General features: G+C 71.5%; 12 protein-coding genes and 1 riboswitch. Of the genes, 7 read left to right on the plus strand and 5 right to left on the minus strand.

Translation table 11 applies throughout. From position 1 onward, the window contains the following. Positions 1-2: 2 nt before the first annotated feature. From sbnB to AC3EUV_RS03200, 4 genes are read left to right on the plus strand one after another with little or no spacing between them, the layout of a single operon-like run. Positions 3-1,004: a 2,3-diaminopropionate biosynthesis protein SbnB gene (gene sbnB / locus AC3EUV_RS03185; protein ID WP_435602101.1), complete on the plus strand. Its 1,002-nt coding sequence runs from the start codon at positions 3-5 to the stop codon at positions 1,002-1,004. After that, on the plus strand, positions 1,001-2,851 hold the full coding sequence (locus AC3EUV_RS03190; RefSeq protein WP_435602102.1) for an FAD/NAD(P)-binding protein: 1,851 nt from the start codon (positions 1,001-1,003) through the stop codon (positions 2,849-2,851). The genes sbnB and AC3EUV_RS03190 overlap by 4 nt, the downstream gene beginning before the upstream one ends. Beyond that, positions 2,848-4,050 (plus strand): trans-sulfuration enzyme family protein, encoded by a 1,203-nt coding sequence (locus AC3EUV_RS03195; protein WP_435602103.1) that lies wholly within the window; start codon positions 2,848-2,850, stop codon positions 4,048-4,050. Before AC3EUV_RS03190 ends, AC3EUV_RS03195 begins: the two co-directional genes overlap by 4 nt. Next, positions 4,047-5,345 (plus strand): benzoate/H(+) symporter BenE family transporter, encoded by a 1,299-nt coding sequence (locus AC3EUV_RS03200; protein ID WP_435602104.1) that lies wholly within the window; start codon positions 4,047-4,049, stop codon positions 5,343-5,345. The genes AC3EUV_RS03195 and AC3EUV_RS03200 overlap by 4 nt, the downstream gene beginning before the upstream one ends. Before the next feature lie 169 nt (positions 5,346-5,514). On the opposite strand, the gene AC3EUV_RS03205 is transcribed toward AC3EUV_RS03200, so the two are convergent. Beyond that, positions 5,515-6,174, minus strand: a complete 660-nt coding sequence (locus AC3EUV_RS03205) for a TetR/AcrR family transcriptional regulator (RefSeq protein WP_432142659.1) — start codon at positions 6,172-6,174, stop codon at positions 5,515-5,517. Between the two features lie 188 nt (positions 6,175-6,362). On the opposite strand from AC3EUV_RS03205, the gene AC3EUV_RS03210 reads away from it, so the two are divergent. Further along, the gene (locus AC3EUV_RS03210; RefSeq protein ID WP_432142660.1) at positions 6,363-7,481 is read left to right on the plus strand and encodes a serine hydrolase domain-containing protein; all 1,119 of its coding nucleotides are present in this window, start codon (positions 6,363-6,365) and stop codon (positions 7,479-7,481) included. Positions 7,482-7,705: 224 nt separating this feature from the next. Here the strand turns inward: AC3EUV_RS03210 and AC3EUV_RS03215 are convergent, their stop codons facing one another. From AC3EUV_RS03215 to AC3EUV_RS03225, 3 genes are all read right to left on the minus strand, one after another. Then, the gene (locus AC3EUV_RS03215; protein WP_435602105.1) at positions 7,706-8,944 is read right to left on the minus strand and encodes a flotillin family protein; all 1,239 of its coding nucleotides are present in this window, start codon (positions 8,942-8,944) and stop codon (positions 7,706-7,708) included. A 105-nt stretch (positions 8,945-9,049) separates the two neighbouring features. Beyond that, a complete protein-coding gene (locus AC3EUV_RS03220) occupies positions 9,050-9,271 on the minus strand; it encodes a hypothetical protein (RefSeq protein WP_432142662.1) in 222 nt (73 codons plus the stop codon). A gap of 130 nt (positions 9,272-9,401) precedes the next feature. Next, complete coding sequence (locus AC3EUV_RS03225; RefSeq protein WP_387246873.1) at positions 9,402-9,722, minus strand: hypothetical protein; 321 nt, start codon at positions 9,720-9,722, stop codon at positions 9,402-9,404. A gap of 162 nt (positions 9,723-9,884) precedes the next feature. Here AC3EUV_RS03225 and AC3EUV_RS03230 point away from each other — a divergent pair, with 162 nt between their 5' ends. Then, on the plus strand, positions 9,885-10,829 hold the full coding sequence (locus AC3EUV_RS03230) for a hypothetical protein (protein WP_435602106.1): 945 nt from the start codon (positions 9,885-9,887) through the stop codon (positions 10,827-10,829). A gap of 54 nt (positions 10,830-10,883) precedes the next feature. After that, positions 10,884-10,972, plus strand: a riboswitch (ZMP/ZTP riboswitch). Next, positions 10,949-11,641: a bifunctional 5,10-methylenetetrahydrofolate dehydrogenase/5,10-methenyltetrahydrofolate cyclohydrolase gene (locus AC3EUV_RS03235; RefSeq protein WP_435602107.1), complete on the plus strand. Its 693-nt coding sequence runs from the start codon at positions 10,949-10,951 to the stop codon at positions 11,639-11,641. It overlaps the preceding riboswitch by 24 nt. A 182-nt stretch (positions 11,642-11,823) precedes the next feature. On the opposite strand, the gene AC3EUV_RS03240 is transcribed toward AC3EUV_RS03235, so the two are convergent. Beyond that, complete coding sequence (locus AC3EUV_RS03240; RefSeq protein ID WP_432142665.1) at positions 11,824-12,945, minus strand: NADH:flavin oxidoreductase; 1,122 nt, start codon at positions 12,943-12,945, stop codon at positions 11,824-11,826. Positions 12,946-13,148: the final 203 nt, after the last annotated feature.

The raw sequence follows: 13,148 nt of genomic DNA on the forward strand, positions 1-13,148 counted from the left end.
TGATGTTCAACTTTGAGATCGTGGCCGGGGAAACGGTCCGTCAAGTTCTGCACGACAAGCGTGCGGACGTGCTCGGCATTGTCAGCAGCGCCTACCGGGCGCATGAGGCCGGGGACTCCGTCAACCCGGACAGCTACTTCCTCCGCTTTCCGGAGAAGCCGGATTCCCGGATCATCGCGCTGCCGGCCTTCCTGGGCGCCGATGTCCAGCTCGCCGGCATCAAGTGGATCGCGAGCTTCCCGGGCAACACCCGCCACGGCAACCCGCGCGCCTCGGCCGTCCTGCTCCTGAACGACTACGAGACCGGCTACCCGATCGCCTGCCTCGAAGCCGCCAACATCAGCGCCGCGCGCACCGCCGCCTCCGCGGCCGTCGCGGCGACCGCGCTCCGTCCGGACGGCTTCGCCGGGACCCGTATCGCCGTCGTGGGCGGCGGCGTCATCGCCCGCAACATCTGCGACTACCTGAACGTCGCGGGCTGCGCCCCGGACGCCTATCTCGTCCACGACCTCGACGAGCCCTCCGGACAGGCGCTGGCCGACCATGTACGCACCACCCAGAACCGTCCGGCCACCTTCACCGCCGACCTCGACGAAGCGCTGCGCGCCGACACCGTCGTGTTCGCCACGACCGCGCTGGAGCCCTACGTCAGCACCCCGTTCAAGCCCGGCCAGCTCGTGCTCAACATCTCCCTGCGAGACCTCACACCCGAGGTCATCCTGGGCGCGGACAACATCCTCGACGACGTCGAGCACTGTCTGAAGGCGCAGACCTCACCCCACCTGGCCGAGCAGCTGTCCGGCTCCCGCGAGTTCGTGACCGGCACCCTCGCCGGAGTGCTGAACGGCGAGGTGACGCCCTCCGCGGACCGCCCGGTGATCTTCTCGCCGTTCGGTCTGGGCGTGCTCGACCTCGCCGTGGGGGCGTTCGTCCTCGGCGCGGCCCGCAAGGACGGCAACACCATCGAGGTGCCCAACTTCTTCGGGGAGACGCGCCGGTGGTGAATCACAGACCTCTCTCCGTCGCGATCGTGGGCGCCGGATCGCGGGGGCTGGGCGTCTTCGAGCGGCTCGTCGCGCACTGTCTGGCGCAGCCGGTCCCGCTCACCGTCCACCTCATCGACCCGCAGCCCTTCGGTGCCGGTTTCCATCTGCCCGGCCAGCCCGACCATCTGCTGCTCAACACCGTCTGCGCACAGCTCTCGGCCTTCGCCGACGACCGGATGGTCGACGGCCCGGTACCGCTCCCCGGCCCCTCGTTACACGCCTGGTGCCGGGACCGGGACCTGCGGCTGGCCGACGACGGCTACACCGTGCGCGCGGGCGAAGGACGGGAGATCCAGCCCAACGACTTCCTGCCGCGCCGGCTGCTGAGCGAATACCTCACCTGGGCGGCGGCGGAGATCGCCGACGCCGCGCCCGAAAGCCTCACCCTGCGGCAGCACCGTACGACGGCCGCCGACATCCTTCCCGGAGCGTCGGACACCGAGACGGTCGTCCTCGCCGACGGCACCCGGATCGACGCCGACGCCGTGTTCGTCACCGTCGGGCACCACTCGCTCTACGCCCCCGCGGAACCCGCTCCCGACCCCCGGCTGGTCACCCGCCCCTATCCGCTGCCCGAGGCGCTGGACAGCATCGGACCGGGCGAACGGGTCGCCGTCCTCGGCATGGGGCTGACGGCCATGGACGTCATCGCCACGCTGACCCTCGGCCGCGGTGGCAGGCATACGACGAGCGCGCAGGGGATGAGCTATCTGCCCAGTGGGCGGGAGCCGTTGATCGTGCTCACCAACCGCTCCGGGATGCCCTCGCGGAGCCGCCCGCGCCTGCACCCGGGACGGATGCGGTTCGTTCCGCTGGCACTGACCACGGAGCGTCTGGACGCGCTCCGGGCGCGGCGGGCCGACCGGCGGATCGACTTCACCGCCGAGGTGCTGCCGCTCATCGAGGCCGAGATGGAACTCGCCTACTACCGCGTCCTGTTGGGCCGGGAGATGGGCGACGCCACGGACGCGGGGCTGGAGATGGCCCGGCGCTGCGCCCAGGCCGGTCACGAGACCCTGCGCGACGAGCTGCGCGCCCGGTTCGGCACCACCCCGGTGCCCGGGATCCTGTTCGCGAACCTCGCCGACCGGCAGTGGACGGAGTACGCCGCCTACCGCGACTGGTTCACCGCGGAGGTCGCCGCCGACCTGGCCGAGGCCCGCGACGGCCTCGGGGTGAGCCCGCTCAAGGAAGCCCTGGAGGTGCTCCGTGACCACCGCGATGTGCTGCGTGCGGTCATCGACCCGCCGGGAGTCGACGACGCGTCGCTGGCCGCCTTCTTCGGGGAGTTCGCCTCGACGGTGAACCGCCAGGTCATCGGCCCGCAGCTGGACCGGTCGGCGGAGCTGCTCTCGCTGATCGACGCGGGGATCGTCCGGCTCGGCCCCGGCCCGCAGCCGAAGATCGTCGCACCGGCCGGCCAGGGGCCCTGGCGCCTGGAATCCACCTGCCTGGCCGAGCCGTTGCGGATGGAGGTCGACCACGTGGTGCAGGCGCATGTGGCCGAGCCGAGCGCCGACCGGGCGCCCGGGACGCTGCTCGGCACGCTGGTCGCCGCCGGCCGCGTCCGTACCCACGCGCACCGCGGGACGACGGTGCACGGACTGGACGTCACCCGGGAGGGCCAGGGGATCGACCGCACCGGCGCCCCGCAGCCACGTCTGTTCTTCCTCGGGCCGCACACCGAGGGATCCAGCTACTACAACCACTATGTGCCCTCACCCGGCGCGCCCTCCCGTGCGCTGCTGGACGCGGAACTTGCCCTGAGCACCGCTCTGCCGTCACTGATTTCGAGGAAGCGATGAACAACAGCGAGACCTTCACCCCCTGGACGCAGGAGTACCGGCCCGAGACGCGCGCCGCGCAGGGCGACGGCTGGCGCTGCCCGACCACCGGCGCGGTGCCGCCCCCGATCGGGCTGGGCGCGACCTTCGCGCGCGACAGCGAGTACCGTGCACCGGCCGGACTGGCGTATCTGCGGGACCAGGGCACACCGGGGTACGAGCAGGTCGAGCAGGTTGTGGCGGGCCTGGAGGGCGGCTCGGACGCGCTGGTCTTCTCGTCCGGCATGGCCGCCGCCACCGCCATCTTCCAGGTACTGCCGGCCGGTGCGCGGGTCGTGGTTCCGGAGACCATGTACTTCGGTCTCACCAAGTGGCTGCGGGAGTTCGGCACGCCGCGCGGCCTGGAGGTCGTCCAGGCGCCCATGAACGACCTGGACGCGGTGACGGCCGCGGTGACCGCCGCCCCGACCGCGCTGGTGTGGGCGGAGTCCCCGGCGAACCCCACCTGGACGGTGACCGATATCGCCGCCGTCGCCGAGATCGCCCACCGGGCCGGTGCGCTGTTCGGCGTCGACAACACCGTTCCCACCCCGGTGCATTCCCAGCCCTTCGCGCTCGGCGCGGACCTGATCATGCATTCGGGCACCAAGTACCTCAACGGTCACACCGATGTCGTCGCCGGACTTCTCGTCAAGGCGCCGGGCAGCAGCGAGGCCCGGGACGAGATCTGGGAGCGGCTGCGGCTGCACCGCCGGCTGACCGGCCCGATACTCGGTCCCATGGAGACCTACCTCCTGATGCGGGGCATACGGACGCTCTTCCCCCGTATGCGGCAGATCTCGGAGACCGCGATGGCCGTGGCCGAGCACTTCGCCGAGCACCCGCGCATCCGGCGGGTGGCCTACCCGGGGCTCGCCACCGACCCGGGACACGCCGTCGCCGCCCGGCAGATGACGGGCGGCTTCAGCGGCATGCTCTCGCTGCATGTCGACGGCGAGTGGCAGCAGTCCCTGCGGACCGCGAACCACTGCGAACTCTTCATCCGTGCCACCTCGTTGGGCGGCGTGGAGAGTCTGATCGAACACCGCTACACCTTCGAAGGACCGGGTAGTACCTCGCCGAAGGACATGCTGCGGCTGTCCATAGGTCTGGAGAGCCCCGCAGACCTTGTCGCCGACCTCGAACAGGCCCTGGAAAAGGCCGCGAAGGAAGACCGTTGAGTTCCAAGACACCCACGCCCCACCCCGATGCCGCACCGCCGGGTTCCGCCCCGCCGGAGCGCGCGGAGCCGGCGGAGGCGGCGGACGGGTCCCCGGCACCGGGGGCCCGGCCCGGCCTGTTCCGTGACGCCTCGCTGTCCGCGGTCCTGGCGGGCTTCGTCGCCGTCGTCGTGTCCTACTCGGGCCCGCTCGTCATCGTGCTGGCGGCGGCCTCCGCCGGACATCTGAATACCGCTCAGACCAGCTCCTGGGTCTGGGCCATCTCCATCGGCAGCGGGCTCACCTGTATCGCGCTGAGCCTGCGCACCAAGATGCCGGTCATCACCGCCTGGTCGACACCGGGCGCGGCCCTGCTGGTGACCAGTCTGGGGGCGTACTCCTACGCGGAGGCCATCGGCGCGTTCATCGTCACCGGTTTGGTGATCACCCTGGTCGGTCTGACCGGAGTGTTCGGCTGGCTGATGCGGCAGGTGCCCACCGCCGTGGTCTCCGCGATGCTCGCCGGCATCCTCTTCTCGTTCGGCACCGGGGTGTTCACCTCCCTCAAGACCGCGCCGCTCATCGCCGGTTCGGTGCTGCTCGCCTACCTCCTGGCGAAGCGGTGGCTGCCCCGGTACGCCGTCCTGGTCGCCCTGGCGGCGGGCGTCGCGGCCAGTGCGGTCAGCTCCCGGCTGGACATCCACCTGGACCGGATCGAGCTGGCCAAGCCGGTGCTGACCACCCCGGAGTTCTCGCTCGCCTCCCTCATCGGCATCGCGGTGCCGATGATCCTGGCGACGCTCGCCTCGCAGAACGCACCGGGCATGGCCGTGCTCACCGCCTCCGGCTACCAGCCCAAGGACCGCCTCCTGATCGGTTCCACGGGTCTGGTGTCCACGGCCCTGGCCCCGTTCGGCTCCCATGCCATCAACCTCGCGGCGATCACCGCCGCCATCTGCACCGGCCCCGAGTCGCACCGCGACCCGCGGCGGCGCTATGTGGCCGGCGTCTCCTGCGGAGCGTTCTATCTCCTCATCGGAGCCTTCGGTTCCACACTGGTGGTGCTCTTCGCGGGCCTCCCCAAGGAACTGGTGGCGGCGGTCGCCGGCGTCGCCTTGCTCGGTGCGCTGGCCGGCGGGCTGACCGGCGCGGTGAAGGAGGAGAAGGACCGCGAGGCGGCCCTGATCACCTTCCTCGCCACCGCCTCCGGCCTCACCCTCTTCGGCATCGGCTCCGCCTTCTGGGGCCTCCTCTTCGGCGTCATCGCCCACCTCGTCCTGACCCGCTTCCGTAAGCCCACGGAAGCCACCACGTGAGCCGGGCCGGCCTGGCGCCGGCCGCGGCCACGACATGACCGGGACCCACATGGGCCGCCGGGCACCTTTGCGTGTCCGGCGGCCCGTGCGGGACGGACGGTCATCTCCCGCTCGCCGTACAGCCGTTGGGTGAGCGCGGCCCGGCCCGCGGTGAGCTTCGGCCGGTCGGCTAGCTAGAGCCGGTCGCGGCTTCGATGTGGGCGAGTTGGGCAGCGAGGATCTCCTCGAATGCGGCGCGGCGGTCCGCGCCGAGGGGGCGGACGTCGCGGGCGAAGTGGGCCAGGGCCGGGAAGCGTTCGGGATCGGCGCCCAGTACCGCCACGCGGAACAGCTCCATGCCCTGTTCGTGCTCCTGCGGGGTGAGCGTGCCGGCCCCGGCTTCGGAAGCGATCAACGCGGAGATGAGGACCACGATCCGGTGGTAGCGCACCGGGATCTCCTCGTCGGGCAGTCCCGACGCCCGCAGCGCCTGTAGTACCTCTTCCATGACCAGCCGCGAACCGGTGCCGCTCGACGCGTAACGTCCCCAGACCGCGGCGAGTTGGGGCTGCTGACCGAAGGCCTCTCGCACCCGCAGGGCCAGGGCCGTGATGCGCTGCTTCCAGTCGCCCTCGGCGCGGTGGCCGTCCATGGCGGCCAGCAGAATCCGGTCGGCGACCGCGCGCAGCAGTTCGGTCTTGCTGCGGAAGTGCCGGTACAGGCTGGACGAATCGGTCCCGAGGGCCGCGGCCAGCTTGCGCACGCTGAACGAATCCGCGTCGCTCGTGCGCAGCAGCTCCGCCGCCGCATCCAGGATCTCTTCGGTCGACCAGCGCCTTCGGCCTGCCATCTTGCTCCCCTCGCCGGACTTCAGCCTAACCTATGCACTTGGTGTTGCACGCACTGCGTGCATAATGAGGACATGGGCCTGCCGGGCGCCTGGCAGGAGGCCGGGCCGGCATGCCACTCGTGCCCTGTTATCCGGGGTCGGGCGACCGATGTGCAGCTCGCCCCGGGGAATACGAAAGGACGCATGACGTGACGAATCCACTGGATCCCGCGGCGCTGGACGCGGCCATCGAGAACGTCCACCGCGCCGGCCTGCCGGGCCTGTTCGCCGAGGTGCGAGACGGCGACCAGGTCTGGCGCGGCGCCGCCGGGGTCGCCGATGTCGCCACCGGCCGCCCGGTCACCGCCGATATGCGGCACCGCGTCGGCAGCATCACCAAGACCTTCACCGCCGCCGCGGTCCTCCAGCAGGTCGAGAGCGGCCGGATAGGGCTCGACACACCGATCGGCCGCTATCTTCCGAAGCTGGTCCCCGGAGAACGCGGTGCCGCGATCACCGTCCGGATGCTGATCAACCACACCAGCGGCCTCGCCGAGTACCTCCCGTATGCCTATCCCTCCCTCAAGGCGTGGCCCGCCTTCGCGGACACCCGGCCCCAGAGCCTGGACGACCACCGGCTCACGCGGTTCGACCCGATTGAACTGATCGAGATGGGGGTCACCGCACCTGCCGTCGGCGCCCCGGGCGGTACGCCGGGGGTGTACTCCAACACCAACTACCTGCTCCTCGTCCAACTCCTGGAACAGGCGACCGGCACCACGGCCGAGCGGTACATCACCCGGAACGTCATCGAGCGCGCCGGGCTCCAAGACACCGAACTCCCCGCCGGACCGTACGTCAACGGGCCGCACTCGCAGCTCTACGAGGCGTGGTTCGGCATGATCGACCCGCCACGCGATTACAGCGTCTACGACATGTCATTTGCGGGGCCGTCGGCCTCGCTGATCTCCACCGTCTCGGACCTCAACCGCTTCTACGGCAGGCTGCTCGCCGGGGAGATCGTCAGCCCGACGTCGCTGGCGCAGATGCAACGCACTGTCCCGGTCGTCTCCCAGGAGGGCAGGACGATCGACTACGGCCTCGGCCTGCACCCGATGGAGGGGCCCGGTCAGGGCACCTTCTGGGGCCATGGCGGCACGGTCTGGGGTGGTGGAGCGCTGGCCATGACCCGTGCCGACGGCAAGCGGCAGATGGCGGTCGCGGTCAACATGCAGCGGTGGAACAGGCTCGACTCCGCCGGCAGGCCGCAGCCCCATCCCATCGACGACGCACTGGCGACCCTGTACCGCGTGGCGATGTACGGCTGACCGGGCCGGCGAGAGCCGCCGTCACCAGCGACCACGAGACCCCCAACGGGAACAACGAACGCATCCGCACCACATGGTTCGACCCGGCCAACTCCGCGGCCCTGACCCGTGCACTGGACGGGCTCCTCGCCGACCTCACCTAGCCACGTCGGCAGGGCCGGCTGACCGGCCGGGTCACCCCTCTTGTCCATACGGAGGTCCGGCTTGTCCGTACGGAGGTCCGGTCACGACGTACCGGACCCCGCACCCTCCTGCTTCAGCTGCGTCACCTTCCGGGGGAGCGGACCCGTGCCGTCGGTCGGCGGGGGAGAGGCGTCGGACGGGCCGGTGCCCTGCTTCAGGCTGTCGAGAATGGCCAGCCCCTGGCCGACGATGCCGGAGACGATCTCGTTCAGCCCGTCGGAGCCGTTGAGCACGGTCAGCCGGGCGCCGGAGAGGCCCTCGGCGGCGGACTCGGCGAGGACCGGGAGGTTCTCGACGGTGCGGTTGGCGGCGATCAGTTCCTGGTTGCCGTCCCGCAGCGAGCCCGCGAGGGCCGTGTTGGCGTCGGCACGCGCCTGGGCGACGGTCCGTTCGGTGTACGCGCGGGCGTCCGCCTCGTACCGGACCTGGTCACGCTGCGCCTCCGCCAGGGTGCGCAGCCGGTACGCCTCGGCGTCCGCGGGGCGGCGTACCTCGGCCTCCAGCCGCTGGGCGGCGAGGTCGGCCTGCCGCTGGGCCAGCGCGGTCTGCTCCTCGATGACCTCCTGCGAGGCCCTGGCCTGGGAGAGCGGGCCGGCCTGTGCGGCCCGGGCGTTGTACTGCTCGGTCTCGGCGAGGAACCCGGCCCGCTTGATCGCGGTGTCCCGCTCGTACTCGGCCTTCAACGCCGCCGCCTGCTGCTCGCGTTCGGTCGCCTCCTGGTCGGCCTTGGCCTGCGCGATCCGGGCAGTGCTGGCCACCGCGGCGGCGTGCGGGGCTGCGAGATTGGTGATGTAGCCGGAGGTGTCGGCGATCTCCTGGATCTGAAGGGCGTCGACGACGATGCCGAGCTTCTCCATCTCGGAGTGGCTGCCGTCCTTGACCTCCTGGGCGACCCGGTCCCGCTCCCGGATGATCTGCTCGACGGTCAGTCCGCCGACGATCGAGCGCAGATGACCGGCGAAGATCCGGCCCACCAGCTCTTCCATGGTGGCCTGCTCGGCCAGGAACCGGCGCGCGGCGTTGGCGATGGACGTCTGGTCGTCCCCGACCTTGAAGACGGCGACTGCCCGGACGCCGAGCCGGATGCCCTGCTGGGTGACGCAGTCCTCGGAGATCTCCGCCTCGCGCAGCGACAGCGACAGCACGCTCGCCTTCTGTTTGACGGGCATGACCCAGCAGCCATGGCCGGTGACGATACGGAATTGGGCGTCCCCGGCCCGGCGCTTCGAGCCGGAGATCAACAGCGCCTCGTTGGGCGCCGGAACATGCCAGAACAACATCGGAAGGCTCCTGGTCCGGTGCGGCCGGCCCCGGTGGGGGTGCGGGCCCGGCCGCGGGAAAAGGGAGTGCTCAGGTGGCCGGCCACGGTCGGCGGGACCGCCGGGTCACGCGGGCAGCGGCGCGACGATCACCGACCGCGCCGAGGTGTGGTCCACCACGATGACCTGCGTGTGCCGGGCGATGGGCTCGTGGGACCAGGCGGCGAAGGCCTCGGTGCCGCCGCGTACGGGCAGCAGCACCTCACCCGGGCCGTCGGTCGGGATGGAGACGGTCACCCGCCCGATCACCCCGATCGGGCTGAAGTCCGTGTCATCCGTCGCGCTCACCCGGGCTCCGTCGCTGGTCAAAGCCGCTGTCGGCGCAGCCGCCGGACAGCGGGAAATCCTCGACAACTCAACGGTACTCCGGCCGGGGTGCCGCCCGCGTCGCCGGTCCGGTGGGCGCCGCGGACCGGGTTCAGGCGTCCAGACGGGCGGGCCGGGCCGCCGGGACCGACGGCTTTCGCGGGGGCAGTACGTCGGGCGCACGATGGGGCCGGAGGGCCGTGAGGGCGATCTCGGTCTCCTCCATCAGCGCGCGGTAGGAGACCAGGCGCTGCCACTCGGGATCGGCGACCCCGGGCACCGTGGCGGCACGCTCGGTCCACTGCTTCACCAGCCCGGCGTACACCGGGGTCTGCCGGATGACCTCCGCGGTGATCCACCGCGGCATCTGCCCGGGGCGGGGGAGGGACGTCGGTCCGTGACCTGCGACGGTGCCGGAAGAGGGGACGCTCATGGCCGTAGAAACGATTCTTCGACGCTGGGGTCACTGCGTATTTTTGCAGCCGTCCGTACTTCCGCCAGGCAGGCGGGGACGCATCTCCATCGAATATCACCTTATGCAGTGATCTATAGCCGGGAAGCGGTCCAATCCGGACGAAGGAACGTTGTCGCAGTCATGGAACCGAGGGAGTTGTGGGAGCGCCACGCGGTACTCGCACAGGCGTTTTGCAGCAGCGATGACGAGGTCCGCCGTACACAGGGACTCCTCGACGAGGCCGAGGCCCGCCGTTCGCGAACCCTGGCCGCCTTCGCCGTGACCGTGGGCAGCGACGCGGTGGTGGCGGATCTGCTCGGCCTGGACGAACGCGAAGTGCGGCTGGCCCGGCGCACGGTGGGCAAGGAGGACGCCCGCGCGGTCGCCAAGAGCCTGCTCGCCCAGCCCCCGTGCGAACCCGCCCCCGGACTACAGCAGCCCGCACCACAGCAGCCTTCGCCACCGGCCCCCGCGGCGCAGGCGCCCACGCCGCAGCCCGCCCAGGCGGCCGCCGCGCCGGGACCTGCCGCGCATGTCGCGCCGCCGCCCCAGCCGGGCCCGGCCGCCGCCCCCCAGCCCTCCGAGCCGGCCTGGGCCCCGGCGCTGGACGCGGTCCTGATGAGCAGCTGGCACAACGGAGTTGACCTCACCGCCCTGGCCACCGAACTCAGTCTCGACGTCCGGCTGCTGGTGGCCCGCGCACAACAACTGTCCGCAGAGAGCCGCCCGATGCCGCCTTCCCCCTCGGACCGCACGGGACGGCATCGCCGGCTGGTCAACGTCCCGCCCCCACAGCCGGAGGCTTCCCCGCTGACGTGGCGCGAGCGACCACAGCACCCCCCACGGGAGCACTACGAGCAGGAGCCCTGGAAACAACAGCCGTACCAGCATTACCCGGACCAGCAGCAATACCAGGAATACCGGGTGTACGAGGAACACCAGCAGTATCAGCAGCCCACCCAGCCCACTTGGGATGCCAATGCCATCACCGCCGCCCAGCACGACTGGGACGGCATCCTCAGCCAGTGGGAGGCCACCGCCGCGCCCCAACCACCCCTCTCCGCACCGGGGCAGGGCGGCGGGTGACCGGACGGCGCCGCCGGGCCTGATGCCGCTCGATCCTGACGTCGATTACAGTGGGCGCCGAGCCGTGACTGGCGTTTGGGTGGAGTACCACCGGGGAGCGGCTCGGCCATCCACGGCCGGTGCCGCGCGCCTGGGCGATCCCAGCCGGGATCCGCTCCCGGCATGTCGCGCTGCCCGCCGCCACCACGACCGCGGAGCTGGTTGAGACGATCACCGCGCTGTCGAACGACCCCTCGGTGCACGGCATCCTGTTGCAGCACCCGGCCGGCCCGCACATCGACGAGCGCGCCGCGTTCGAGGCGATCGCCCCGGAGAAGGATGTCGACGGCGTGACCTGCCACTCCTTCGCCGCGATGAGTTTCGGCCTGGACGGCTTCGCCTCCTGCACGCCCGGCGGCATCCTGCGGCTGCTGGATCACTATGACGTCGACCTGGCCGGCAAGCATGCCGTCGTGGTCGGCCGCAGCGCGATCCTCGGCAAGCCCGTGGGGATGCTGCTGCTCGGCCGCAATGCCACCGTCACCTACTGCCACTCCCGCACCACCGACCTGGCATCGCTCACCAAGGAGGCCGATGTGCTGATCGCGGCCGTCGGCCGGCCCCGGTTCCTGGGCGGTGCGCACATCAAGCCCGGCGCCGTCGTGATGGACGCCGGCTCCAACCCGGGCAACGTCGGGGATGTGGACTTCGACGCGGCACGCACCCGCGCCGCCCTGCTCACCCCGGTCCCCGGCGGCGTCGGCCCGATGACCATCGCCACCCTGCTCACCCAGACCGTCGACGCCGCGGCCGCCCAGCTGAACGCGGTCTGACCGCCGGCGCGGTGCGTATGCGGCCGGGCACCAGGTGGTGATCTCCGGCCGCCGGCCCGAACCGCTGCATCGAGTCCGCGGGGCAGCGGGGCCGCGAAGCCGCCCGGTGGAGCGGTGCGGACGGTGACGCACGGGCGCGGCGCGGATCGGCCGCGCCCGGTGCGTCCGGTGTCAGTGCAGTGTCAGTGCAGCGTTCGCAGCATCGAGGCGTCGAACGGCACCAGGGCGTCGGTGCGGCCCTCGAAGATCTTGGCGGCCCACTCCGGGTCGCCGAGCAGCGCCCGCCCGATGGCGACGAGGTCGAACTCGTCCCGCTCCAGCCGGTCCAGCAGCCGGTCGATGTCGGAGACCCCGGCCTGTTCGCCCTGGAACGTCCCGAGGAACTCGTTGTCGAGACCGACGGAGCCCACGGTGAGGGTCGGCCGGCCGGAGAGCGTCTTGACCCATCCCGCGAGATTGAGGTCCGAGCCCTCGTATTCGGGCAGCCAGTAACGGCGCGTCGAGCAGTGGAACGCGGTGACTCCGGCGTCCGTCAGCGGCGCCACGATCTCCTGGAGTTCGTCCGGCGTCTCGGCCAGACGGGCCTCATAGTTGCCCATCTTCCACTGGGACATCCGGAAGAGGACCGGGAAGTCGGGCGAGACCGCGGCCCGGCAGGCCGCCACGATCTCGGCGGCGAAACGGGTACGGGCGGTGCGGCTGCCGCCGTAGGCATCGGTCCGCCGGTTGGTGCCCGACCACAGGAACTGGTCGATCAAGTAGCCGTGCGCACCGTGCAGTTCGACCCCGTCGAAGCCGAGCCGCTCGGCCGCGGCCGCCGCCTCGGCGAACGCCGCGATGACCTCGTCCAGGTCCCGCTGTGTCATGGCGTGCCCGGACGGGGTGCCGTCGAGGGCGAGGCCGGACGGGCCGGACGGCGGGGCGTCGGGGAACGGCGGTGCGCCCGCTTTACGGGCCATGCCGACGTGCCACAGCTGCGGCATGATCGTCCCGCCCGCCGCATGCACCGCTGCCACGACCCGGCTCCAGCCGTCGAGTGCGTCCGCGCCGTGGAAGCGGGGGACGGCGTCGCTGGTTCCGGCGGCGGGGTGCCGGACGTAGGTCCCCTCCGTGATGATCAGGCCGACGCCGCCGGCGGCGCGGCGTGCGTAATAGTCCGCGACATCGGCGCCCGGGACACCGCCCGGCGAGAACTCGCGGGTCATCGGCGCCATGGCGATCCGGTTGGGCACGGTGCGGCCGCCCAGGGTGAAGGGACGGGAGAGCGTCTGGGCCGCGCGGGTGGCGGCGGCGCTGGCAGTCACGTGTGGGTCTCCTTGGAAGAGAACGCGGGCGCGGAACGCCGCCGGCCGGCAGACGTTCCGCTGTTCCGAACACACCACAGCGCTGCCGTCATCCGCTCTGTACTGTCTGCTGCGCCACAGTTGCCGCCCCGCGGTCGCCGCCGCGCCGCAGCCATCGGACCGCCACCGTCACCCGCAGCCGCCCGCTGCCGCGTCGCACCGCC

This window comes from Streptomyces sp. bgisy130 (assembly GCF_057708345.1).

Coding starts and splice junctions, on each gene's coding strand:
- sbnB (WP_435602101.1), top strand. CDS start 3: ATGTTCAACTTTGAGATCGTGGCCGGGGAAACGGTCCGTCAAGTTCTG.
- AC3EUV_RS03195 (WP_435602103.1), top strand. CDS start 2,848: ATGAACAACAGCGAGACCTTCACCCCCTGGACGCAGGAGTACCGGCCC.
- AC3EUV_RS03205 (WP_432142659.1), bottom strand. CDS start 6,174: ATGGCAGGCCGAAGGCGCTGGTCGACCGAAGAGATCCTGGATGCGGCG.
- AC3EUV_RS03215 (WP_435602105.1), bottom strand. CDS start 8,944: ATGTTGTTCTGGCATGTTCCGGCGCCCAACGAGGCGCTGTTGATCTCC.
- AC3EUV_RS03225 (WP_387246873.1), bottom strand. CDS start 9,722: ATGAGCGTCCCCTCTTCCGGCACCGTCGCAGGTCACGGACCGACGTCC.
- AC3EUV_RS03230 (WP_435602106.1), top strand. CDS start 9,885: ATGGAACCGAGGGAGTTGTGGGAGCGCCACGCGGTACTCGCACAGGCG.